Source organism: Microbispora sp. H11081, assembly GCF_012999535.1.
In the GTDB taxonomy this organism is placed as follows: Bacteria; Actinomycetota; Actinomycetes; order Streptosporangiales; family Streptosporangiaceae; genus Microbispora.
Genome location: NZ_JABBWV010000002.1, coordinates 257673 through 281650, shown reverse-complemented (window position 1 = coordinate 281650; position 23978 = coordinate 257673). Strand labels below are relative to the sequence as shown.

Annotated in this window: 22 protein-coding genes; 6 read left to right on the top strand and 16 right to left on the bottom strand. The window is 72.3% G+C overall.

The window, feature by feature from the left end:
• Positions 1–49: 49 nt before the first annotated feature.
• Both HHX31_RS35545 and HHX31_RS06450 read right to left on the bottom strand, forming a co-directional pair.
• Positions 50–520 (bottom strand): Lrp/AsnC family transcriptional regulator, encoded by a 471-nt coding sequence (locus tag HHX31_RS35545; RefSeq protein WP_169946054.1) that lies wholly within the window; start codon positions 518–520, stop codon positions 50–52.
• A gap of 43 nt (positions 521–563) precedes the next feature.
• Positions 564–1682 (bottom strand): Xaa-Pro peptidase family protein, encoded by a 1119-nt coding sequence (locus HHX31_RS06450; protein ID WP_169947191.1) that lies wholly within the window; start codon positions 1680–1682, stop codon positions 564–566.
• A gap of 245 nt (positions 1683–1927) precedes the next feature.
• On the opposite strand from HHX31_RS06450, the gene HHX31_RS06445 reads away from it, so the two are divergent.
• From HHX31_RS06445 to HHX31_RS06435, 3 genes are read left to right on the top strand one after another with little or no spacing between them, the layout of a single operon-like run.
• Positions 1928–2779 (top strand): PP2C family protein-serine/threonine phosphatase, encoded by an 852-nt coding sequence (locus HHX31_RS06445; RefSeq protein ID WP_311931622.1) that lies wholly within the window; start codon positions 1928–1930, stop codon positions 2777–2779.
• 25 nt (positions 2780–2804) lie between these two features.
• Entirely contained in the window at positions 2805–3695 is an 891-nt protein-coding gene (locus HHX31_RS06440) for a 5'-3' exonuclease (protein WP_169947189.1), read from the top strand.
• A 49-nt stretch (positions 3696–3744) separates the two neighbouring features.
• Positions 3745–5172, top strand: a complete 1428-nt coding sequence (locus HHX31_RS06435) for an RNB domain-containing ribonuclease (protein WP_169946050.1) — start codon at positions 3745–3747, stop codon at positions 5170–5172.
• Positions 5173–5179: 7 nt separating this feature from the next.
• On the opposite strand, the gene HHX31_RS06430 is transcribed toward HHX31_RS06435, so the two are convergent.
• The 6 genes from HHX31_RS06430 to HHX31_RS06405 form a co-directional block, all read right to left on the bottom strand.
• Positions 5180–7897 carry an RNA helicase gene (locus HHX31_RS06430; protein ID WP_169946048.1) on the bottom strand — a complete coding sequence of 906 codons (2718 nt, stop codon included), beginning with the start codon at positions 7895–7897 and terminating at the stop codon, positions 5180–5182.
• Positions 7898–7965: 68 nt separating this feature from the next.
• A complete protein-coding gene (locus tag HHX31_RS06425) occupies positions 7966–8862 on the bottom strand; it encodes a diacylglycerol kinase family protein (RefSeq protein ID WP_169946046.1) in 897 nt (298 codons plus the stop codon).
• 49 nt (positions 8863–8911) lie between these two features.
• Entirely contained in the window at positions 8912–9811 is a 900-nt protein-coding gene (gene tatC, locus HHX31_RS06420; protein WP_169946044.1) for a twin-arginine translocase subunit TatC, read from the bottom strand.
• 43 nt (positions 9812–9854) lie between these two features.
• The gene (tatA, locus tag HHX31_RS06415) at positions 9855–10178 is read right to left on the bottom strand and encodes a Sec-independent protein translocase subunit TatA (RefSeq protein WP_169946042.1); all 324 of its coding nucleotides are present in this window, start codon (positions 10176–10178) and stop codon (positions 9855–9857) included.
• A 185-nt stretch (positions 10179–10363) separates the two neighbouring features.
• Complete coding sequence (locus tag HHX31_RS06410) at positions 10364–11314, bottom strand: WYL domain-containing protein (RefSeq protein WP_311931621.1); 951 nt, start codon at positions 11312–11314, stop codon at positions 10364–10366.
• A complete protein-coding gene (locus HHX31_RS06405) occupies positions 11311–12252 on the bottom strand; it encodes a YafY family protein (RefSeq protein ID WP_169946040.1) in 942 nt (313 codons plus the stop codon). Before HHX31_RS06405 ends, HHX31_RS06410 begins: the two co-directional genes overlap by 4 nt.
• Positions 12253–12290: 38 nt before the next feature.
• Here HHX31_RS06405 and HHX31_RS06400 point away from each other — a divergent pair, with 38 nt between their 5' ends.
• Entirely contained in the window at positions 12291–13358 is a 1068-nt protein-coding gene (locus tag HHX31_RS06400) for a DUF3866 family protein (RefSeq protein ID WP_169946038.1), read from the top strand.
• Here the strand turns inward: HHX31_RS06400 and HHX31_RS06395 are convergent.
• From HHX31_RS06395 to prcB, 7 genes are all read right to left on the bottom strand, one after another.
• Positions 13304–13780, bottom strand: a complete 477-nt coding sequence (locus HHX31_RS06395; RefSeq protein ID WP_169946036.1) for a DUF3291 domain-containing protein — start codon at positions 13778–13780, stop codon at positions 13304–13306. The genes HHX31_RS06400 and HHX31_RS06395 overlap by 55 nt on opposite strands.
• Positions 13781–13794: 14 nt before the next feature.
• On the bottom strand, positions 13795–14469 hold the full coding sequence (locus HHX31_RS06390) for a metalloregulator ArsR/SmtB family transcription factor (protein WP_169946034.1): 675 nt from the start codon (positions 14467–14469) through the stop codon (positions 13795–13797).
• Between the two features lie 89 nt (positions 14470–14558).
• Positions 14559–15524: an FKBP-type peptidyl-prolyl cis-trans isomerase gene (locus tag HHX31_RS06385; RefSeq protein ID WP_169946032.1), complete on the bottom strand. Its 966-nt coding sequence runs from the start codon at positions 15522–15524 to the stop codon at positions 14559–14561.
• Positions 15525–15595: 71 nt separating this feature from the next.
• On the bottom strand, positions 15596–16954 hold the full coding sequence (gene pafA, locus HHX31_RS06380) for a Pup--protein ligase (protein ID WP_169946028.1): 1359 nt from the start codon (positions 16952–16954) through the stop codon (positions 15596–15598).
• Between the two features lie 69 nt (positions 16955–17023).
• The gene (locus HHX31_RS06375) at positions 17024–17710 is read right to left on the bottom strand and encodes a hypothetical protein (protein WP_169946026.1); all 687 of its coding nucleotides are present in this window, start codon (positions 17708–17710) and stop codon (positions 17024–17026) included.
• Positions 17711–17874: 164 nt separating this feature from the next.
• Positions 17875–18699 (bottom strand): proteasome subunit alpha, encoded by an 825-nt coding sequence (prcA, locus tag HHX31_RS06370; RefSeq protein ID WP_169946024.1) that lies wholly within the window; start codon positions 18697–18699, stop codon positions 17875–17877.
• 21 nt (positions 18700–18720) lie between these two features.
• On the bottom strand, positions 18721–19536 hold the full coding sequence (prcB, locus tag HHX31_RS06365; protein WP_169947185.1) for a proteasome subunit beta: 816 nt from the start codon (positions 19534–19536) through the stop codon (positions 18721–18723).
• Between the two features lie 199 nt (positions 19537–19735).
• Here prcB and HHX31_RS06360 point away from each other — a divergent pair, with 199 nt between their 5' ends.
• On the top strand, positions 19736–20950 hold the full coding sequence (locus HHX31_RS06360; protein WP_311931620.1) for a Gfo/Idh/MocA family oxidoreductase: 1215 nt from the start codon (positions 19736–19738) through the stop codon (positions 20948–20950).
• A gap of 10 nt (positions 20951–20960) precedes the next feature.
• Positions 20961–23684, top strand: coding sequence for an alpha-mannosidase (locus tag HHX31_RS35540; protein WP_311931619.1), 2724 nt, complete (start codon positions 20961–20963; stop codon positions 23682–23684).
• 79 nt (positions 23685–23763) lie between these two features.
• Here HHX31_RS35540 and HHX31_RS06350 read toward each other — a convergent pair whose 3' ends face one another.
• Positions 23764–23973 carry a ubiquitin-like protein Pup gene (locus HHX31_RS06350; protein ID WP_079315247.1) on the bottom strand — a complete coding sequence of 70 codons (210 nt, stop codon included), beginning with the start codon at positions 23971–23973 and terminating at the stop codon, positions 23764–23766.
• Between the last annotated feature and the right edge of the window lie 5 nt (positions 23974–23978).

The following is a 23978-nucleotide window of genomic DNA, read 5'->3' as shown; positions in this document are numbered from 1 at the left end:
TTCTACGGGCCGTACGGCTCCCGTCCCGCATCGGACGCCCGGGCGGCGCTCAGCCGGTGGCGTCGCCGCCCAGGTCCTTCTCGATCATCGGGGACCGGTAGTCGTACGGCGTGCTGAGCACGACGGTCGTGCGCGTGCTCACGTTGGCCGACGCGCGGATCTGCTGGAGGAGCTCCTCCAGGGCGAACGGCGAGGCCACCCGGACCTTGAGTATGTAACTTTCATCGCCGGCCACGCTGTGACAGGCCTCGATGGCGGTCAGATGGCTCAGCCGCTCCGGCGCGTCGTCCGGCGCGGAGGGGTCGATCGGCTTGATCGAGACGAAGGCGGTCAGCGGCAGGCCGATCTCGTCGTAGTCCACGAGAGCGGCGTATCCGCGGATGACGCCACGCTTCTCCAGCCTGCGTACCCGCTGATGGACCGCGGAGACGGACAGTCCCGTCTCCTTGGCCAGATCGGTGAAGCTCATCCGGCCGTCAGTCGCCAGCAGGGTGACGATTCGGCGATCGATCTCCTCCACGCGAGCAACGGTAGCGGCGGCGGGACTTTCCCGGGGAATCGGCTCAGCCCACGACGACCAGATCCCTCGTGGTGTTGTTCATCCGCTCGCCCGCGGTCTCGCCGCAGACGACAATGTCCTCGATCCGGGCGCCGTGCCGTCCGGAGAGGTAGATGCCCGGCTCCACGGAGAACGCGAACCCGGGCCGCATCTCCTCGGTGTTGCCCGCGACGATGTACGGCTCCTCGTGCGTCTCCAGGCCGATGCCGTGGCCGGTGCGGTGGATGAAGTGCTCGCCGTACCCCGCGTCCGCGATCACCTCGCGGGCGGCTGCGTCCACCGACTCGCAGCTCACGCCCGGCCTGACGTGGGCGCAGGCGGCCTCCTGGGCGCGCTTGAGCACCTCGTAGTACGCCGCGAACTCGGCCGGGGGCTCGCCCACGCAGTAGACCCGGGTGGAATCCGAGCAGTAGCCGCTCGGCATCGTGCCGCCGATGTCCACCACGACGGGCTCGCCGTGACCGATGACGCGGTCGCTCAGCTCCGCGTGCGGGCTGGCCCCGTTGGGCCCCGAACCCACGATCACGAAGTCGACCCGGGCGTGCCCCGCGTCGACGATGGCCTCCGCGATGTCCTTGCCGACCTCGCGCTCGGTGCGGCCCGCCTTGAGCAGCCGGGGCACCAGGGCGTGCACGGCGTCGATGGCCGCCCCCGCCTCCGCCAGCGCCGCGACCTCGGCCGGCGACTTGCGCATGCGCAGCTCGCGCAGGACGCTCCCGGCCAGCGTCTGCTCGGCGCCGGGCATGGCGGCGCGGAACCGCAGCGACTGCATCGCCCACATCCGGTCGGCGAGCCCGACCCTGGCGACCGGGCCCAGGCGGCGGGCCACCTCGGCGAACGGGTCGTCGGTCTCGTCCCACGCCACGAACTCGATCCCCAGCCGTGAGGCCGGCGAGTGCTCGGCGGCCGGCAGTTCCAGGCGGGGCACCATGAGGAACGGTTCACCGGACGCGGGCACGACCAGGCAGGTCAGGCGTTCCAGCGGCAGCGCGTCGTAGCCGGTCACGTAGCGCAGATCCGGGCCGGGCGTCAGCAGCAGCGCGTCGAGACCGGCGCGGCCGACGGCCTCTCGTACGGCGGCCGGGCGGCTCGTGGGATACAGGTCGGAGTGTTCCTGGGACATCGTCGTCACGCGACCTAATCTAACGAGCGCGGGCTCCCCGCGACACACGCAGGTGCTTGTACCACAGTCGCCACGCGGGCGGACTTCGGAGGGCACTGGCTTATCCCACGGCATAGAAGAAAACCAACCCCCGGGTGATGGAGGACTGCTACGCTCCGCGTCAGTACGATCACAAAACGAAAGCGTCATCGAGAGCGAGACCAATGGTCGGCGTAGTGGGCGGCACGAGGCCGGCCCTTCCCCCCGTGGACGACCGCGACCCGGGCGCGGCGTCCGGAGCCGCCACCGGCACTCCGCTGGGCCGGAACACCGGCGGGCGGCGGTGGGCGGAGCGGCGGGAACGCGCCGCCGAGGAACGCCGCGTCACGCTGGCGCTGCGCGAGGCGATCCTGCCAGAGCCCGGCGCCACGATCGATCTTCCCGGTGCCCGGATCGCCGTCAGGTACGTCCCAGCGGGCCGGGCGTCGAGCCTCGGGGGCGACTGGTACGACGCCGCCCCACTGCCCGGCGGCCGCGTGTTCCTCGCCGTGGGCGACGTGTCGGGGCACGGCCTGCCGGCGATCGCCGAGATGGCGCAGCTGCGGCACGCGCTGCTCGGCCTGAGCATGACGGGAGCCTGCCCCGGCAGGCTGCTGGCCTGGCTGAACACCCTGGTGCTCACCCGGCTGGACGACACCACCGCGACCGCGGTGTGCGGCCTCTTCGACCCGGAGACCCGCCTTTTCACGTGGGCACAGGCGGGTCATCCCGCCCCGATCCTGGTGCGTCGCGGGGGCGCGCGCCAGCTCGGGGCGCCCCGGGGGGTCGTGCTCGGGGCGACGCCGAGCCTGCCGTACGGGGTGGCCGACGTCCGCCTCGATCCCGGCGACCTGCTGCTGATGTTCACCGACGGCCTGGTCGAGCGCCGCTCACGCGACATCGGCGCCGGGGTGTCCCTCGTCATGGAGGCGGCCGTGGCGACCGGTCTGGGCGCGGCCGGAGCGGATCTCGACGCGGGCCTCGACGGCCTGCTGGAGGCGATCGGCGGCCCCAATCCCGAGGACGACACCTGCCTGCTCGCCGTCGCGGTCACCGGAGAGGGCCCCCCGCACCCCTGACAGGCGTGACAATGGCAGGGTGCTGATGCTTCTCGACACCCCGTCGCTGTACTTCCGCGCCTTCTACGGGGTCCCGGAGTCGGTGACCTCGCCGGACGGCATGCCGGTCAACGCGGTGCGCGGGCTCCTCGACATGATCGCCACCCTGGTCCGGCAGCACTCCCCTGCCCAGATCGTGGCCTGCATGGACGCCGACTGGCGGCCCGAGTTCCGGGTCGCGGCGATCCCGTCGTACAAGGCGCACCGGGTGGCGAGCGGCGACGAGGAGCAGGTGCCCGACACGCTCGCCCCGCAGGTCCCGGTGATCGAGGAGGTCCTGGACGCGCTGGGCGTCGCCCGCGTCGGCGTGGCGGGCTACGAGGCCGACGACGTGATCGGCACCTACGCGATCGCAGCGACCTCCGCCGTGGACATCGTCACCGGCGACCGGGACCTGTTCCAGCTCGTGGACGACGAGAAGCCGTGCCGGGCCCTTTACACAGTACGGGGGATTCGTAACCTTCAGATCGTCGATGAGGCGTTCGTCCGGGAGAAGTACGGCATTCCGGGCCGGGCGTACGCCGACTTCGCGACGCTGCGCGGCGACCCGAGCGACGGCCTGCCGGGCGTCGCCGGCATCGGCGACAAGACGGCCGCCGCCCTCATCACGCGCTTCGGCTCGCTGTCCGCGCTGCTCGCCGCGCTGGACGACGGCGGCGCCGAGGGCTTCCCCGCGGGCGCCCGGAACAAGCTCGCCGCCGCCCGCGACTACCTGGAGGTCGCCCCCGCGGTGGTCCGGGTGGCCCACGACGTCCCGGTCCCGGACGTCGACATCACCCTGCCCGCCGCGCCGCGCGACCCCGAGCGCCTGGTGGCGCTGTCGGAGAAGTACGGCCTGGACGGTCCGCTGGGCCGCCTGCTCGCCGTACTGGCCTAGCCAGAACGGCCTAAAGCCTGATATGTCCGCACTCCGGTAGGTTGATCGCGTGCCGTACACGACGATCCGCCTCCGGGACACCGCGGACGGCCTCCGCGACGGATTCGCCCGCATCCGCAGCGACTTCGACCTGCCGGACGGCTTCCCCGACCCGGTGCTGGAGGAGGCCGGGCGGGCCGCCGCGTCCCCCGTCGCGACCGGCGAGGACCGGACCGACCTGCCGCTGGTGACCATCGACCCTCCCGGCTCGATGGACCTCGACCAGGCGCTGCTCATCGAGCGGCGCGGAGCGGGTTACCGCGTCTGGTACGCGATCGCCGACGTCGGGGCGTTCGTCCGGCCCGGCGGGGCGATCGACGGCGAGGCGAGGGCGCGCGCGCAGACGATCTACCTGGCCGGCGAGCGGGTGCCGATGCACCCGCCGCTCCTGTCGGAGGGCGCGGCCAGCCTGCTGCCGGGGCAGGTCCGCCCGGCGGCGCTGTGGCGGCTCGATCTCGGCCCCGACGGCGAGATCGAGGCCGTGGACCTGCGCAGGGCCCTGGTGCGCAGCCGTGAGCGGCTCGACTACGCCGCCGTCCAGGCGGCCGTGGACACCGGCAGGGCCGAGGGGACGCTCGCGCTGCTCGCCGAAGTGGGGCCGCTGCGGCTGGAGCGGGAGCGGGCCAGGGGCGGCCTGTCGCTGCCGACCCCCGAGCAGCAGGTGGTCCCCGGCGGGGACGGCTCCTACCGGCTGGAGTTCCGCACCAGCCACCCCTGCGAGGCGTGGAACGCCCAGATCTCGCTGCTCACCGGCATGGCGGCGGCCGGGATGATGCTGGACGCGGGCGTCGGCGTGCTCAGGGTCCTCCCGGAAGCGGGCCCGCAGGACGTCGGCAAGGTCCGCAGGGTCGCCGCCGCGCTCGGCGTGCCCTGGCCCGACGGCACGTCGTACGCCGAGGTCGTGCACGGGATCGACCCCGGGATCCCCGGCCACGCCGCCTTCCTGCACGAGTCGACGGTGCTGCTGCGCGGCGCGGCCTACGTCGCCTTCGACGGCGCCCCTCCGGCGCGGACGCTGCACGCCGCCGTGGGCGCGCCGTACGCGCACGTCACCGCGCCGCTGCGGCGGCTGGTCGACCGGTTCGCCACCGAGGTCTGCCTGGCCGTCGCCGCGGGCCTTCCGGTGCCCGAGCAGATCGCGGCGGCGCTGCCCGGCCTGCCGGAGCAGATGGCCATGGGCGGCAGGCGGGCCGGCGCGGTGGAGCGCGCCTGCGTGGACCTGGTCGAGGCGGCCGTGCTGGCGCCCAGGATCGGCGAGGTCTTCGAGGCGGTCGTCATCGACGTCAACGAGGGAAAGCCGGGCGGGCAGGTGCAGGTCACCGAGCCCGCCGTGATCGCCCGCTGCGACGGCGACCGGCTGCCGCTCGGCGAGCGCGTCCCCGTACGGCTCACGCGCGCCGACCCCGCCACCCGCGAGGTCCGTTTCTCGGCCGTCTGAGCCGCCCTCAGCTGACGGAGGAGTAGGCCACCACGCCCCGGCGCATGGCGTCGATCGCCTTGACGGCGTTGTCGGCGACCTTGCTCCCCTTGGGCGCGGCGTCCCTGAGCTGGCCGAGCAGGTCGAGCAGCTGCTTGACCCAGCGGACGAAGTCGCCCGCGGCGAGGTCGCAGTCGGTCAGCACGGCGTCGAGGCTGTGGCCCTTGGCCCAGCGGAAGGCCGCCCAGGCGAAGCCGACGTCGGGCTCACGTACGAACGACAGGCCGTGGTCCTCCTCGATGCCCTCCAGCTCGCCCCACAGCCGTACCATCTCCGCGAGCGCGTCGCGGGCGGCGCCGGCCGGGATCTTGGGGCTGCGGACGTCGTCGGCCTGCCGCGACTCGTACACCAGCGAGGACACGCACGCGGCCAGCTCCGCGGGGTCGAGGCGGTTCCACACGCCCGCCCGCAGGCACTCGGCCGTGAGCAGGTCCAGCTCGGTGTAGAGCGAGGCGAGCCTGCGGCCCTGCTCCGTGACGGTCTCGCCGTCCAGGTAGCCGAGCTGGTCGAGCACCCCGCAGACCCGGTCGAAGGTGCGCGCGATGACGTGGGAGCGTCCCTCGACCCTGCGGCGCAGCCCTTCGGTCTCCCTGAGCAGCTTGTGGTAGCGCTCGGCCCAGCGGGCGTGGTCCTCCCGCTCGTCGCAGCCGTGGCAGGGGTGCTGGCGCAGCTCGCGCCGCAGGCGGGTGACCTCCTCGTCCTCCTGGGCGTGGTCGCGCGCCCGCGGCGGCTTGCCGAGGTCGCGATCGCCGAGCTTCGCGTGCACGGTCGAGACCAGGTTGGCCCGCTCCTTCGGCGAGCGCGGGTTGAAGCCCTTCGGAATCCTGATCTTGTCGACCGGCTCGACCGGCACCGGGAAGTCGGCCGCCGACAGGCGCTTCACCTGCTTGCCGATCGTCAGCACGAGCGGCGCGGGACCCTCGTGCCCCCGGCTGTTGACGCCGGGGTCGAGCACGACCGCGAGGCCCGCGCGCCGCCCGCCCGGCACCCGGATGACGTCTCCCGGCTTCAGGACCTCCAGGGACTGCACGGCCTGGGCCCGGCGGGCCGCGCCCCGCTGGCGCGACAGCTCGGCCTCGCGGTCCGACAGCCGCCTGCGCATCGCGGCGTACTCCTCGAAGTCGCCGAGGTGGCAGGTCATGGCCTCGGCGTAGCCCTCCAGCGCGTGCTCCGCCTTGCGGAGCTGGCGGGTCAGCCCGACCACCGCGCGGTCGGCCTGGAACTGGGCGAAGGAGTCCTCAAGCAGCGTCCGCGCCCGCTCCCTGCCGACCTGCCCGACCAGGTTGACCGCCATGTTGTACGACGGCTTGAAGCTGGAGCGCAGCGGGTAGGTGCGGGTGCCCGCGAGGCCCGCGACCGCGAGGGGGTCCATCCCCGGCTGCCAGACCACCACCGCGTGGCCCTCGATGTCGATGCCGCGCCGCCCGGCCCTGCCGGTGAGCTGGGTGTACTCCCCCGGGGTCAGGTCGGCGTGGGTCTCGCCGTTCCACTTGTCGAGCTTCTCGATCACGACGGACCTCGCCGGCATGTTGATGCCGAGCGCCAGCGTCTCCGTCGCGAAGACCGCCTTCACCAGACCCTTGGTGAACAGCTCCTCCACGACCTCCTTGAAGGCGGGGAGCATGCCGGCGTGGTGGGCGGCGAGGCCGCGCTCCAGGCAGTCACGCCATTCGAGGTAGCCGAGCACCGCGAGGTCCTCGTCGGGCAGGTGCGAGGTCCGCTCGTCGACGATCTGGCGGATCTCGTGGCTCTCGGCCTCGGTGGTGAGGCGCAGCCCCGAGTAGAGGCACTGCATCACGGCGGCGTCGCAGCCGTTCCTGGAGAAGATGAAGGTGATCGCCGGCAGCAGGCCCTCGGCGTCGAGCTTCTCGATGACGTCCGAGCGGCTCGGCGTCGTCCCCCGGCCCGGCCGCGAGTAGCCTCGCCTGCCCCTGGCCTGGGCCAGCCGCATCTCGTCACGGGAGATCCGCATCAGGGACGGGTTCACCCGCAGGACGCCGTCGCCCTCGTTGACGAACAGGTCGTACATCTGGTTGCCGACCAGCATGTGCTGCCACAGCGGCACCGGCCGGTGCTCGTCGACGATGACCGTGGTGTCGCCGCGCACCTCGCCCAGCCACTCGCCGAACTCCTCGGCGTTGCTGACCGTGGCCGACAGCGCCACCACCCGCACCGACTCCGGCAGGTGGATGATGACCTCCTCCCAGACCGCGCCGCGGAACCGGTCGGCGAGGTAGTGGACCTCGTCCATCACCACGTACGCGAGGCCGGCGAGCGTGCCCGAGCCCGCGTACAGCATGTTGCGCAGGACCTCGGTCGTCATGATCACGATCGGGGCCTCGCCGTTGACGCTGTTGTCGCCGGTCAGCAGGCCGACCTTGCTCGCGCCGTACCGTCTGACCAGGTCGTTGTACTTCTGGTTGGACAACGCCTTGATCGGCGTCGTGTAGAAGCACTTGCGGCCCTGCTGCAGGGCCAGGTGGACGGCGAACTCCCCCACCACGGTCTTGCCCGACCCGGTCGGCGCGGCCACCAGCACGCCGTCCCCCGCTTCCAGCGCCTCACAGGCGTCGATCTGGAACTCGTCGAGCTCGAAGTCGTAAAGTTCGCGGAACGAGGCGAGCGCGGGCCCGGTTCCGGACCGCCGCTCGCGGAAGGCGGCATAGCGTTCCGCTGGCGTACTCATATCGTCAACCCTACCGATAACGGGATTCCGGGCGTCCGCGATCTATGGTCCTGGCGCTCCGGTCGCCTTCACACCGCGGATCGCGGGGCCAGGACACGCAGCGCTCCCGGCTCGATCCCGCAGCTGAGCGGGACCGGTCCGGCCCGCTCGCCGTCGGCGTACGCCACCACGTCCCCGGCCAGAGCGTCGATCTCCACGCGCCTGGCGCGCCTGAGGGTCACGGCGGGGTGGCCGGTGTGACTGCCCCGGTAGACGCGGGGGAACGTGCGCAGGAACTCGCCCTTGGGCACCGCCCCGAGCACGAGCACGTCGAGCAGGCCGTCGTCCGGCCTGGCGTCCGGGCACACCTTCATCCCCGCGCCGTACGAGCGGGTGTTGGCCACGGCCACCAGCATGGCCTCGCGTTCGAGGGTCTCCCCGTCGAGGGTGATCAGGAACGGGATCGGCGTGAACGAGCGCAACTCGCGCACGAGCGCGACGAGGTACTTCGCCATTCCCGGCGGCCACGTCATGGCGTTGGCCCGTTCGTTGACGCGCGAGTCGAACCCGCAGGCGAGGACCCCGGCGAACCACTCGCCCGTGCCCAGCCTGGCCGCGTCGACCACCCGGCAGTGGCCCTCGGTCACGATGTCCACGGCGGCGAGGGGATCCTTGCGCGGGATGCCGAGCGCGTCGGCGATGTCGTTGCCGGTGCCCGCGGGCACGATCCCGAGCGGCACCGCCGTCCCCGCCACGGCCTGCACGGCCAGGTGGACCAGGCCGTCACCGCCGAAGGCGACGAGCGCGGCCGGCCCGCCGGCGACGGCCTCCCGGGCGCGGGCGAGCGCGTCGGCGGCGGAGGTCCCGACCACCACGGACACCGGGCGGTCACCCGTCCGAAGGCGCCGCAGCACCGGGTCGAGCAACCGCAGCGTACGGCCGCCGCGGGCGGCGGGGTTCACCAGGACGACGATCTCATCGGCCATGAGCGGGAACCTACCGCCGCTCGCGGTGCGGCGCCAGAGCCGCGGCCTGTCAGTCCCGCGCGTCGACCGAGCCTGCCGAGTCCGCCGCGCCCTCAGCGGCGGACGGCCCGTCGAGCTCCTCCTCGATGGCCTTCGCGTGTGCCGCCTCCGCGGCCTCGGCCCTCTTGTCGTGGAAGTACATGAACGCCATCGCGAGGAAGAACAACCCGACCATCGGAAGCGCGAGCGCCAGCATCGTGATGGGGTCCTGGCTCGGCGTCGCGACGGCCGCGAAGACGAACAGCAGGAACACGACCATGCGGGTGTGCTTGGACACCGTCTTGTACTTGAGTATCCCGATGATGTTGAGGAACACGAGCAGCAACGGCATGAGGAAGGAGATGCCGAAGATGATCAGCATCGCCAGCGTGAAGCTGAGGTACTCGCTGATGCTCACCAGCGTCAGCGTGCCCTCGGGGGCGAACCCGAGCAGCAGGGCCAGCCCCTTGTCCATCGTCAGGTAGGCCAGGGCCGAGCCGGCGGTGAACAACGGGACGGACAGGCCGAGGAACGCCACCGTGTAGCGGCGCTCGTTCTGGTACAGGCCCGGGGTGACGAACGCCCAGAGCTGGTAGATCCAGAACACGGCCGAGACCACGATCCCGAAGATCACCGCGACCTTGAGGTTGACGAAGAAGGAGTCGAAGACCCCGTTCACCACAAGCGTGCACTGGTCCTTGTTGATCTGGTGGGCCTGCGGCAGCCGGCAGTACGGCTGCTTGAGGAAGTTCCAGATGGGATCGAAGAAGATGAATCCCACGGCGGTCCCTACGACCACCGCCAGGATGCCCTTGATCAGCCGGTTGCGCAGCTCGCGGATGTGCTCCATGAGCGTCATCCGCCCGTCCTCCGGCGAACCGGGCGGCGTGACGGGCGGCGTGGCGGGAGTCGACCGTTTCAACAGGGCCATCTAGCTCGTCCTGGGATCGTGGGGTGAGAGGAGGCGGGTGGCCCTAGTTGGGGCGCTGCTCGTTCTGCGAGCTCACCGGCTGCTGGGCCTCGCGCAGCTTCCGGTTCTCCTCCTCGAGCAAGCGCAGCCGCTCCTCGACGGACGGGGTGGTGGGCGGGATCTGCGCCGCGGGCGGGGTGACGGGCTCGGCCTGCGCCTTGACGGTCTGCCGCGCCTCGTCCTCCTCGCTCATCTTGCTGGTCTCCTTCTTGAACATGCGCAGCGACTGCCCCAGGGCCTTGGCGGTGTCCGGGAGCTTCTTGGCGCCGAAAAGAAGGATCAGAACCAGGAGGATCAGAATCCATTCCATGGGTCCGAGGTTGGGCATGTCATGTCCTTACCGCGAGGGCCGTGAGACTACCCCTCGATCGTACGCGCACCGGACGCCTGAGTTCACCTGTCCTGGAGCTTCGAAATCACATCATTCATGAGCAAAATCCCGCTATTCGGACATTTTGCACTGCCACGGGGCATGGATCCCCGCCCTGCCCGGCTCCCCGGGGTCGTCACAGCTCAGACGGTCTCGTAGTTCGCCAGCGCCTGCCTGGCGGTGGCCGTCACCCGCTCGCCGAGCGACGACGGGGACAGCACCCGGCCGCTGTCGCCCAGCCGGAGCGCGAGCCGCACCAGCCAGGACTGGTCGCGGGCCCGCAGCGAGACCCGCAGCCGCCCCTCGCCCAGCTCGGCGACCTCCTCGCAGGGGTAGTACTCCGCCACCCAGCGGCCCGCCGGGGTCAGCTCCAGCTCCACCAGCTCGTCGCCGTCCGACGGCCGGAACACGCCGCCGGTCACGTCCATCGGCTCGGCCTCCGCGGGCGGGTCCACCGGCACGTCGAGGACCTCGACGTCCAGGATCCGGTCGACGCGGAACATCCGCATCGCCTCCGCGCGGTAGCACCAGCCCTCCAGGTAGTGCCGGCCGTCCACCAGCACGACCCGCAGCGGGTCGACCTCCCTGGGCGTGACCTCGTCGCGCCCGGGGACGTAGTAGCGCAGCGACAGCCTGCGTCCTCTCCTGGCCGCGTCGGTGATCACCGCGTGGGCGTCCGGAGCCGCGCCGATCTCCACCTGGACCTGGCTGCTCACGGTGGCCGCGCCCTCCCCCGCCGCCTGCTCCAGCTTCGCGATGACCCGGCCGAGCACGTCGCGGCCCTGGAACTCGGGCAGCTCGTCGAGCATGCGCAGCGCGACCAGCAGCGCGCTCGCCTCGTCCACGCCCAGCTTGAGCGGCCTGGCGATGGCCTCGGCGTTGTCGATCAGGATCTCGCCGCCGTCCCAGGAGACGTCGATGAGGTCGCCGGGGGTGTGCCCGGGAAGCCCGCACATCCAGACGAGCTGCAGGTCGTCGACGAGCTGCTTCTCCGACAGGCCGAACAGGCGCGCGACCTCGGGCACCTGCGCGCCCGGGTGCGACATGAGGTACGGCACCAGCGCGAGCAGCCGCGGCAGCCGGTCCGAGCTCACTGCAACGCCCCCTTCAGACGGCGGATCACGGCCTCGCGCGCGTCCGGCGGGTCCACCACCACGGCGTCGGGGCCGAGGCTGGCCAGCCACCCGGCCAGCCGTTCGGGGTCGGCGAAGGTCACCTCGGCCTCGTCCCACTCGCCCTCGCCCGCCCGTACGGCCTGGGCGGCGTGCCGCAGGCCGGGGCAGCTTCCCTTGCGCACCCGCACCTGGGCGACGCGCTCGTTCGGCAGCTCCTGGTAGCCCACCATGGCGCGCAGGTCCAGCCCTTCGGGCACGGTGAACGCCCCCGGCCGCCCGAGCGTGGAGACGGCCCCGGTGATGCGGCTGAGCCGGAAGACCCGGGCGGCGCCGCGGTCGCGGTCGTGCCCGGCCAGGTACCACCGGCCGCGCCGGCTGACGACCCCCCAGGGCTCGACGGTCCGCCGCAGCACCGACTCGCTGCCGGCCGAGCGGTAGTCGAAGGCGACCACGCGCCGGTCCCGCACCGCCTCCCACAGCGCGGGGAACGCGGGGTCGCGGGTGTCCACCCGCAGTTCCAGGGGGCTTTCGGCGAGGTCGGCGTGCACGCCGCCCGCGGTCAGCTTCAGCAGCGCCCCGCCGGCCGCCTCCGCGAGGCTCGCCCGCTGCCACACCTGCGCGGCCAGGCCGATGACGGCGGCCTCGTCCGGCTCCAGGGTGATCTCGGGCAGCTCGTACGCCTCGCGTACGATCCGGTAGCCGGGGTCGTCCTCCCAGGGGTCCTTGTGCACCTCGATGGGGATGCCGATCTCGCGCAACTCGTTCTTGTCGCGCTCGAACATGCGCTGGAAGGCCTCGTCGTTGTCCGGGTCGTACCCGGGGACGGCCTGCCGGATCTGCTCCGCGCTCAGCGGCCGCCGCGTCGCGAGCAGGCAGATAACCAGATTGAGCAGCCGCTCGGTCTTCCGCCGCGACATCGGGCCTCCCTTCCCTGGAGAACGCTACCCTTTTCGGCGTGATCAGATGGCGCAAGGGCGAGGTGGTGCGGGTCCGGCGCGAGTGGCCGGGGGCGGTGGAACTCGACGTCGCCGTCGCCGAGGGCGAGTGCCGGGCGCTCGCCTATCCCCCGCTGGTCGGACGCCCTGAGGTGGGCGACACCGTGCTGCTCAACACGACCGCCCTCGCCATGGGTCTCGGTACGGGAGGGTACGCCATGGTGGTCGCCCTGCCCGACCGTTTGCCGCAAGATCCTTCCGGCCCCGGCCACCTGGTGAAGGCACGCTACACGCCGTTGCAGGCCACCGTGCTCGGCGCGGACGAGCAGGGATCCCCCCACCACGAGGCGCTGCGGGAGGCCGACTCCGTCGACGGGATGCCCGTGGTCGTCGCCGACCTGCACTCCGCCCTGCCCGCCATCCTGTGCGGCCTCTACGCGGACTCCCCGGGGATCAGGGTGGCGTACGTGATGCAGGACGGCGGGGCGCTGCCCGCCTGGTTCTCGATGTCGTGCGCGGCGCTCCGCGAGCGCGACTGGCTGTGCGGGGTGGTGACGTCAGGACAGTCCTTCGGCGGGGACGTCGAGGTCGTCACGCTCCACACCGGCCTGCTGGCCGCCCGGCACGTGCTCGGCGCCGACGTCGCCGTGGTCGCGCAGGGGCCGGGCAACCTCGGCACCGGCACCCGGTGGGGCTTCTCCGGCGTCGCCGCGGGCGAGGCGGTCAACGCCGCCGCCGTGCTGGGCGGGCGGCCCGTGGCCGCGCTGCGCGTCAGCGAGGGCGACCGCCGCGAGCGGCACGTCGGGGTCTCGCACCACTCGCTCACCGCGTACGGCCGGGTCGCGCTGGCCCCGGCCCGGGTCGTGGTGCCTGATCTGCCCGGCGCGTTCGGGGCGACGGTGCGCGAGCAGGCCGCGGCTCTGGCCCCGCGCCACGAGATCGTGACCGTCCCGGTGGACGGCCTGCACGAGGCTCTGAAGGCGTCACCCGTGCGGCTGTCCACGATGGGCCGGGGCCTGGAGGAGGACCTGGCCTACTTCGTGACCTCCGCGGCCGCGGGCAGGCACGCGGCGTCGCTGCTCTCGTAGAAGTCCTTGAACGTGAACGCCTCCGGCCCCGGCCCCTGGGCCCGGAGGAGGGTCAGGCGCGCCATGGCGTCGCCGACCGACGGCAGATGGCCCTCGGGCACCCACCACATCACCGTGTACGGCTCGGCGATCCGGTGGAACCACTCCCGGCGGCGCCGCATCACCTCCAGGTGGGCGCTGCGGTAGACGAAGTTCCACAACGTCTCGCGGGACTCCCAGACCGAGAGGTTCACGACCAGCATCGGTCCGTAGTCGTGCTGGATCAGGTCCGTGGGCGCATCGCCCTCCTTCATGCGCCAGACGAAGCCGGGCGCGGCGTCCGACACCTGGTAGATCGGCGCCAGGGCGTCGAGGAAGCCGGTCAGCGCGGGCGAGTCGAGGGGTTCCCTGAGATGGGCGACGTTGAGCTGGGCGAGATGCATGCCGCGATTCTATGTCAATCTACGTTGTTTTTAGAAGACGTCGCGGCAGACGTGAAGGCCACACAGCACTCTCCCGGCCGCGGATCGAGCACGGCGGTGACCCCGGTCTCGCCCAGACCGGCCAGTATCCCCTCGCAGAGCGCGAGGTTCATCGAGCACACGAGCAGCGGGTGGCTCTCCGCCAGCACGTGGAAGGGGCAGTTGCGCGACCGCAGCCGGCCGTCCTCCTCGTACGGCTCGTAGCCGCGCCCGCGCAGCACCTCCACGAGGTCGCGCCCGCCCGCGCCCGCCTCGCCGGCGGCCAGGCGCGCTCCGGTCCGCCGGGCGGCCTCCTCGGCCTTCTCCTCGCCGCCCAGCAGGTCGACGGCCTCCGCCAGCACGAGCGCGAGCGTGCGGTAGTCGCGGGGCGGCAGGCTCACGGTCCGCTCCTCGCGCACCCGCCGGTAGACCTTCGCCGGGCGGCCGCCGCCGGGGCCCGCCCTGCCGCTCAGCCGCTTGAACCCCGACTCCAGCAGGCCCGCCTCCACCAGTTTGTCCAGGTGGTGGGCCGCCAGCGTGCGCTGGACGCCGGCCGCCTCCGCCGCCTCGTTGCGGCCCACGTCCCGCCCCTGCCCGGCCACGAACCGGTACAGCGCCCGCCGTACGGGATCGCCGAGCACGCTCATCGACTCCAGGTCGTCGCTCGTCACAGCCCGGAGTCTAGGTCGCGCCGACCCGACGGAAACGGGCCCCTCCCGCCGGGCGGCGGAAGGGGCCCGTTGTGGTCGTTATGCGGGGATCAGGCCGCGCCGAGGACGTCCACGACGAACACGAGCGTGTCGGTGCCCTTGATGCCGCCCTGCGCGTTGCCCTCCTTGCCGTAGCCGAGGTCCGGCGGGATGGAGATCAGGACGCGGCTGCCGACCGGGACGCCGGTCAGGCCCTGCGCCCAGCCCTTGACGACCTGGTTGAGCGCGAAGGTCGCGGGCTGCCCGCGGTCCCAGCTGGAGTCGAACTGCTTGTCGGTGCCCCAGATCTTGCCGACGTAGTGGGCGAGGACCGTCTGATCGGCCTTCACCTCCGGGCCCGCGCCCTTGATCAGGGTCTTGACGACGAGCTTCTTGGGCGCCTTCTCGCTGGTCTTGGTGGTCAGCGGCGGGGCCTTGTCACCCTGGGGGTCGCCGACCTTCACACCGTCGACGCCCGGGTCGGCCGCGGTGCCCTGGATGGACTTCAGCGTCGCCGACACGACGTCGATGACCAGCACCTGGGAGGTGCTGTCGAAGTCCTGGCCCTGCTGCTTGGCCTGGTCGAGCTGCTCGGCGCTCAGGTTGTCCTTGGCGACGACGGCCATCACCCGGCCGCCGGGCTTGGCGCCGACGAGCGCCTCGTGCAGCGCCTTGGGCAGCTGCGGGCTGACGGAGACGAACTCCGACTTGCCCTGGTCGTAGTCGGATCCCGCCGCCTTGTTCTCCTTGCCGTCCCAGTTGTAGACGGTCACGTTCGCGGTGAGGACGTCGCCGTCCTTGGCGGGAGTGCCCTGGCCCTCGACCACCTTGACGGAGGCCGACGTGAGCGAGGGCAGGCCCGACGGGAAGGTCAGGGTGGGCTTCTTGCCGACCTCTCCCGACACCTTGATGGCCGTGGCCGCGGCCCGGTCGCCGGAGGCGCCGGGGCTCGCGCTGGACGCGGTCTTCTGCGCCGTTCCGCAGGCGGCGGCGAGCAACAGGGGCAGGGCGGCGACGAGTGCCGTACAACGGCGCATGTGGGAATCCTCAAACAGACAGCGGGTCCGGGCCAGGCTACCCGAACCCGCCGTCAGAGCGGTGTAAGAGATCACATGCCGGCGATCAGCTTGTCGACCCTCTCGTCCACGCTGCGGAAGGGGTCCTTGCACAGCACCGTCCGCTGGGCCTGGTCGTTGAGCTTGAGGTGGACCCAGTCGACGGTGAAGTCCCGCCGCTTCTCCTGGGCCTTGCGGATGAACTCTCCGCGCAGCTTGGCCCGCGTGGTCTGCGGCGGAACCGACTTGGCCTCGAAGATCTTGACGTCGTCGGCCACCCTCTCGACCGCCCCCCGCTTCTGCAGGAGGTAGAACAGGCCCCGCTTGCGGTGCACGTCGTGGTAGGCCAGATCGAGCTGCGCGACGCGCGGCGACGACAGCGGCAGGTCGTACTTCTGCCTGTAACGTTCAATCATCTGGTACTTGGTGACCCAGTCGATCTCCCGTGAGACGAGGTCGAGGTCGCCCGTGTCGACCGCGCGCAGCGTGCGCTCCCACAGCTCGAGCACCCGCTTGGCGATCGCGTCCCCGCCACGCCGCTCGACGAAGTCCTGCGCCTTGGACAGGTACTCCTGCTGGATCTCCAGCGACGAGGCCTCACGGCCGTTGGCCAGTCGCACCCTGCGCCGGCCCGTCATGTCGTGGGACACCTCCCTGATCGCCCTGATTGGGTTCTCCAGGGACAGGTCGCGCATCACCACGCCCGCCTCGATCATGCGCAGCACCAGGTCGGTGGCGCCGACCTTGAGCAGCATCGTGGTCTCGCTCATGTTGGAGTCGCCCACGATGACGTGCAGCCGGCGGAACCGCTCGGCGTCCGCGTGCGGCTCGTCGCGGGTGTTGATGATGGGCCGCGACCGGGTGGTCGCGGAGGACACCCCCTCCCAGATGTGCTCGGCCCGCTGGGAGACGCAGTAGACGGCTCCGCGCGGAGTCTGCAGCACCTTGCCCGCGCCGCAGATGATCTGGCGCGTCACCAGGTAGGGGATCAGGACGTCCGCCAGCCGCCCGAACTCCCCGTGCCGGCCCACGAGGTAGTTCTCGTGGCAGCCGTAGGAGTTGCCGGCGGAGTCGGTGTTGTTCTTGAACAGGTAGATGTCTCCCGCGATGCCCTCCTCGCGGAGCCGCTTCTCGGCGTCCACAAGGAGACCCTCGAGGATCCGCTCCCCCGCCTTGTCGTGGGTCACCAGCTCCACGACGTTGTCGCACTCAGGGGTGGCGTACTCGGGATGGCTGCCCACGTCCAGGTACAGACGTGCGCCGTTGCGCAGGAATACGTTGCTCGATCGGCCCCAGGACACCACTCGCCGGAACAGGTACCGCGCCACCTCGTCCGGCGACAGCCTCCGCTGCCCGCGGAACGTACAGGTGACGCCGTACTCGTTCTCCAGCCCGAATATGCGTCGATCCATCACCTCACCCTATTCCCCGGAACCGGCGGCCGAACAGTGATCGGGCGGGGGAATGAGGAGAAGGAGCCGTCAGGCGACGTAGATCTCCGTCACCTTGACGATCTGCCCGCCGTCCACGGTGACGAGCGCCCACAGGTCGCCCTTGTCCGCGCGCAGCACCAGCGTGTCCCTGGAGCAGCGCTGGGTGCCGAGGTAGCGGCTGTCGATGGTCTGGTCCTTCCCGTCGCAGCCGACCGCGCTGAGGAACGTGACGTTCTTCGCGATGGGCGCGGCGAAGGCCGTGACGTCGCCCTCGGGCGGTCCCTCGAAGTGACCGGTCGTGCTGCCGCCGTACTCCTTGACGAACTTGACCGGCCGGTACTCCGCGACGTTCTCGTCGTGCATGGCGACCAGTTGCGCGCGTACGACGCCGTTGCTGCTGGGGCTGAGGCCCTTGGTGAAGTCGTGCCCGGGGTCCGACTGGATGGTCCCGCCGAAGGGGGCGGGCGTCGCGTCCGTGATCGGCGGCCCGGCCTTGCCCGGCCTGCTCGGGGCCGGGGTCGCGGCCGAGCCGGTGGGAGCGTCGGCCGCCGGGCTCTCCGCCGCCGCGGGGTCCGCGGACGGCTCCGCGGGCGACGCGGGGGCGGTCACCGTCACGGTGGCCGTCACGGTGGGAGAGGCCGAGGTGCCGGAGGCTCCGGAACAGGCGGTCAGCGACAGGAGGGCGACGGCGGCGGCCGGAACGCCCGCTCGCCGGATAAGAGCAAAAGTCGTCACAACAGGATGAGAGTAGCGAAACCCAGGTTTGGTTGAGCCGTAATCCCTGTCGCGGCCCTCTCGCGGCCCTCTCGCGGCCCTCTCGCGGCCCTCTCGCGGCCTTCTCGCGGCACGGCGCCGCGCCCCGGACAGGGGCGCGGCGCCGTGACCGTGCGTACGGAGGGCTACTCGCCGGAGCCCGTGTCGATCTCCCCCTCGGGGGCGATCGGCGGGGTCGCGCCGGGAGCCTGCCCGCCCTGTGCCTCCTCGGAGGTGGCCGGCTCGGCGGCGGGCTGCGCCGCAGCCTCCTGGCCCTCCCTGGACGCCTCCAGGAGCTTCTCCAGGCGGGGCCCGGCCAGGCGCAGGAACTTGCGGTGCTCCCTGCCGCGGTCGAGCACGGCGACCTCCAGCTGGGTCGCCGGGGGACGCTCGCCCCCCGGCTCGGTCAGCGCGGCCAGGGCGGCGTCGAGGGCCTGCGGCAGCGGCAGCCCTTCGCTGTAGCGCTCCTTCAGACGTCCGCCGACGGCCTCGGCCTGGCCGCCGATCACGGCCATGCCCTGCTCGTCGAAGACCGAGCCGTCGAAGGTGATCCGGTAGATCTGGTCGTCCTCCGGCCCGTCGCCGACCTCCGCGACGACGATCTCCACCTCGAACGACTTGATCGACTCTGTGAAGATCATGCCGAGGTGCTGGGCGTACAGGTTCGCCAGGCCGCGGCCGGTGACGTCGTTGCGGTTGAACGTGTAGCCGTTGATGTCGGCGTAGCGGATGCCGGCCAGGCGGAGCGACTCGAACTCGTTGTAGCGCCCCACCGCGGCGAAGCCGATGCGGTCGTAGATCTCACTGATCTTGTGCAGCGCCTTGGAAGGGTTGGGCGCCACGAACAGGATTCCGTCGGCGTACTGCATGACGACCACGCTGCGACCACGAGCGATGCCCTTGCGGGCATACTCCGCCCTGTCCCGCATGATCTGCTCGGGCGAGGCATATCCTCCGAAGGGGATGGACACCGGGGGTGATCCTCTCTTGGGTTAGCGCAGCGGCGCGGTCGGGCCTTCGGGGGCGGTCATCCGCCTCTCCAGCATGGACTCCACGAACTCGGCGACCTCCTCGTCGGGGAGGCGGCGGTAGCCGTCCGCCGTGATGACGGCGACGACCGGCCAGATCTTCCGCATCACGTCGGGGCCGCCGGTCGCCGAGTCGTCGTCGGCCGCGTCGTACAGGGCGTGCAGGCAGGTGAGGGCGGTGTCCTGCGGGCTGGCGTTCTCCCGGTAGAGCTTCTTGAGCGAGCCCCTCGCGAAGATCGAGCCCGAGCCGATGGAGTGGAACTCCGTCTGCTCGTACGGCCCGCCGCCCACGTCGTAGCTGAAGATGCGCCCCTGGTCGCGCGCCGGGTCGTAGGCCGCGAACAGCGGCACGACCACGAGGCCCTGCATGGCCATGGGCAGGTTGCCGCGGATCATGGTGGCCAGGCGGTGCGCCTTGCCCTCCGTGGACAGCGAGCGACCCTCGGTCTTCTCGTAGTGCTCCAGCTCGACCCGGTACAGCCGGGCCAGCTCAAGGCCGGTGCTCGCGGTGCCCGCGATGCCCATGCAGGAGTAGTCGTCGGTGCGGAACACCTTCTCGATGTCCCGCTGCGAGATTATGTTCCCTGAGGTCGCACGCCTGTCGCCCGCCATCACGACACCGCCGGCGCAGGTCGCGGCGACGATGGTGGTCGCGTGCGGGATCTCGTCGCCCACCGGCGCCGCCAGCGACTCGTTGCGGGCTGGCAGCAGGCTCGGCGCGTGCGCTCCGAGGAACTCCGAGAACGACGTCGATCCCGTATATGTGAAGAGGCTGTTCATCCAGGCTGGCTGAGATGCCACGCGACTCCCTCCAAGCATGCGTTGTTACGCCCGACCATACTCAGGTCTCAGCACTGGTTGCACTCTTCCCGATCAGCTCAGCGCGAACCAGACATCCCACAAGACACCGGGACGTGGTTGCGCCCCGCCGCCGATGGGGAGGTGCAGGGCAGGTCGCCGAGCGGAGGAGGGTGCGGACGTGGACACGGTGAAGGTGGGGATCGCCGGGCTCGGCGTGGTCGCTCAGGTCGTCTACCTGCCCCTGCTGGCGCGGCGGCGCGACCTGTTCCGGATCGCGGCGGTGTGCGACCTCGACGGCGGGCTCGCCGAGACGGTCGCCAGGGAGGCGGACGCCCCGGCGTACGACGACCCGGAGGCGATGCTCGACGGCGGCGGGTTCGACGCGCTGATCGTGCTCACGCCCGGGTCCCACGGGCCGCTCGTCCGGGCCGCGCTCGAACGCGGTATGTGGGTGCTGTGCGAGGAGCCCCTGGCCTACAGCCTCGCCGAGCTGGACGGCCTGTCCGGCGAGCGGCTGATGACCGGCTGCATGAAACAGTACGACCCGGCCTCCCAGCGGCTGGTCGAGGCGCTGCACGAGGCCGGCGGGCCCGGCGTCGTGCGCCACCTGGACGCCACGGTGCTGCACCCGTCGGAGGAGTCGCAGCTGTTGTTCGCCCGCGCGCGGCCCGGACGGCCGTCCCCCGAGCGGACGGCCCCGTACGCGGAGGCCGACGAGCGGGCGCTCACCACCGCGCTCGGCACGTCGTCGGAGCGGCTGCGCCGGCTGTACGCGGAGGTCCTGCTGGGCGGCCTCTGCCACGAACTGTCGCTGATCCGGCTGTTCACCGGCTCCCCCGACACGGTGGACCACGTCGCCGTGTGGCCGGTGGAGGCGTTCCCGCCGTCGCTGGAGGCGAGCGGGACGCTGCCGCTCGAGGGCTCGGGCAGGTACGGCCTGCGGTGGCACCACCTGCCGAGCTACCCGGCCTTCCACGAGGTCATGACCCTGCATCACGAGCACGGCTCGCTGGAGCTGCGCTTCCCGTCGCCGTACATGCTGAACACGCCCACGCGGCTGACGGTGACCAGCCGGGTCGGCGCCACGGAGCGGAGGGTCGTCAACGAGGACGTCGCGGAGGCGTTCGAGCGGCAGTTGCGCGCCTTCCACCGCTTCGTCACCCAGGACGAACCGCCGCTCACCGGACTCGACGGGGGCCTGGAGGATATCGTCACGGCGCAGCGGATCGTGCACAGGTACGCACGCTGGGCCGGCCTCCCCATCGGGGGGGAGTGTGCCCTGGAGGACACCGGCGCCCCCCGGCGGGCGACCGCCCTGACCGGCGCCGCAGGCCACGCCGAGGAGGGCGCGAGTGGAGCCGTCGGCCACGCCGGCCAGAGGGTCAGCGGATAGCGGCGAGATCGTGGTGGTCCCGCACACGCACTGGGACCGCGAGTGGTACCTGCCGTTCCAGCGGTTGCGCGTCGGGCTGGTGCGGGTGCTCGACGAGGTCCTGGACGCCATGGCCGCCGACCCCGCCTACCGCTTCACGATGGACGGCCAGCTCGCCGCGGTCGAGGACTACCTGGAGCTCCGCCCGGCACGCCGCGGCGACGTCGCCCGTTTCGTCGCCGAGGGACGGCTGGCCGTCGGTCCCTGGCTGATCCTCGCCGACGAGTTCCTGTGCTCGGGCGAGACCCTGGTGCGCAACCTGGAGTACGGCATGCGCGGGGCGGCCGCGCTCGGCGGCGCGATGCCCGTCGGCTATCTGCCCGACCAGTTCGGCCACTGCGCCCAGATGCCGCAGATCCTGTCGCTGGCGGGGCTGCGCCTGGCCTGCGTATGGCGGGGTGTCCCCGCCCACGTCGACCGCGACGCCTTCGACTGGACCGGCGCCGACGGCACGACGATCAGGACCTGCTACCTGCCCGGCGGATACGCCAACGCCTCCGGGCTGTTCAGCGGCCCGGCCGAGGGCCTGCCCGGCCGGGTGGCGGCCTTCGCCTCCGCGGCGCGGGGCTGGGCGGCCGGTGACACCCTGCTGGCGATGTGCGGCGGGGACCACTCGGCGCCGGTCCGCGAGATCACCGCGCCGGGCCTGCGCGTCGCCACCCTCGCCGAGGCCCTGGCCGGTCTCGACGAGCGTCCGGGCGACGGGCTGCCGCGCGTGACGGGCGAACTGCGCTCGCACGCGCGGGCCCACATCCTGCCCGGCGTGGTCTCGGCCCGGGTCCACCTGAAGCAGGCGATGGCGCGGGCCGAGCGGGTCCTCGTCCGCTACGCGGAACCGCTGTCCGCCCTGTGGCCCGCCGACAGGTCCGTCCGCGAGCGCCTGATCGACATGGCCTGGCGGTCGGTCATCGCGTGCGGCGGGCACGACTCCGTCACCGGGTGCGGCTCCGACGAGACCGCCCAGCAGGTGGCCGCCAGGATCGCCGAGGCGGGGCAGACGGCCCAGGCCGTCGTGGACCTGGTCACGGCCTCCCTCGCCGGGGCCGCGCGCAAGGACGCGCTCGTCGTCGTCAACCCCTCCCCGTTCGAGCGGACAGGCCTGGTGCTCGCCGACCTGCCGGAGGACCGCGCGGCGCTGGCGGACGGCCAGGGGCGTCCCGTGCCCGTCCAGCGGCTCGAACACGCCGCGACCCTGCTCGGCGAGACCGTCATGGACGACCTGTCCGCGCTCCTCGGGCGCGTCCACGAGCGGGCGCTGTACGGCCACGAGATCGTCTCCTGGACCGTGGGGGACGGCGTGTTCACCGTCACCGTGAGCCGGCACGCCTGCGGCGCGTACGCGTACGAGGATCTGCGCCGGGCCGTCCTCGACGCCGGGCCTGGGCCGTGGCTCGTCCGCACGGTGGCCGAGCCGGTGGTCACCGTCGCCGCGCTGGTCACCGTGCCGCCGCTGGGCCGCGCCGTCCTCACCGCCCGCCCCGCCGCGCCCATGGCGCCCGCCCCCGTCGCCCACGCTCTGCGGGCGGACCCGTACGGGTTCGAGCCGGTGCTGGACAACGGCCTGCTGCGGGTGCGCGTGGCCGACGACGGCACGCTGTCCCTGCGCGGGGCGGGTGGCGTGGAGGTGCGCGGGGTCGGGCGGATCGTCCACGGCGGGGACGCGGGCGACACGTACAACCACGCGCCGCCGCCCGGCGACCTGCTCCTCGACCGGCCCTCCCACGTCACCGTCGAGGAGATCTGCTCGGGACCGCTGACCGGCGCGTACGAGATCACCCGCTCGTACGACTGGCCGGCCGCCGCGGGCGACGCCACGGCCGTGCCCACGGCCGTCACGACCCGGGTGGAGCTCAGGGCGGGCGAGCCGTTCGCCCGGTGCGAGATCACCATGGACGTGCGCTGCCGCGATCACCGCGTCCGCTGGCACGCGCCGCTGCCCCGGGCGGCGGCGCAGTCGTACGCGGAGGGACAGTTCGCCGTGGTGCGGCGTGGCCTGACCGCCGAGGGCGGCGGCGGGGAGCGCCCGGTCGCGACCTTCCCCGCCGAGTCCTTCGCCGCCGCCGGCGGCCTGGCCGTGCTGCTCGACCACGTCACCGAGTACGAGATCACCGAGTATGAGATCACCAGGGACGGGATCAGCGGGAGCGGGACGGAGATGGCGCTCACGCTCGTGCGGTCCGTCGGCTATCTGTCCCGCGACCACAACCCCTGCCGCGACGCGCCCGCCGGGCCCGAGACGCCGGCTCCGGCCGCCCAGTGCCAGGGACCGCTGACCGTGCGCTTCGCCGTCCTGCCGTACGCGGGCGGGTGGCACGACGCGGGGCTGCCGCGCCTCGCGGAGGAGTTCCGCCACGACCTGCTCGCCGTGCCGGGCACCGGCACAGGAGACACAGAGGACACCGGCGGTGCGGCCGGGACGGACTGGGGCGGACGCCTCGCGGTCGGCGGGGACGGCGTCGTGATGGCCGCCCTGCGCGAGCGGGACGGACGGCTGGAGGTCCGCCTGGTGGCCGAGCATCCCACGGCCACCGAGGCGGTCGTACAGGGAGATTTCACCGCGGCCTGGACGGCCGGCGTGCTGGGCTCTCCCCTGAGCCCTCTGGAGGTGTCCCATGACGAGGGGGGCTCACTGCGGACGGCGCGCGTCCCGCTCAGGCCCTTCGAGATCGCGACCGTTCATCTCGCGATGGCGTGACGGTGCCCGGCGGCGGCCCGCCGGAGGGCCGGTTGCCCCTCCGGCGGGGCCGCCACCGGGCCCGGACGCCTCCGTCGGGTTACTGCCCGCCCTTCTGCACGTAGGAACGGACGAACTCCTCCGCGTTCTCCTCGAGGACCTCGTCGATCTCGTCCAGGATCGCGTCGACGTCGTCGGTGAGCTTCTCGTGGCGCTCCTGGACGTCCGGAGACGCCTGCGCCTCGGTCTCCTCGACTTCGTGCTCCTGACGCCCTGTCTGCTTCTGGCCGCCGGTCTCCTTGGTCGCCATCCCTG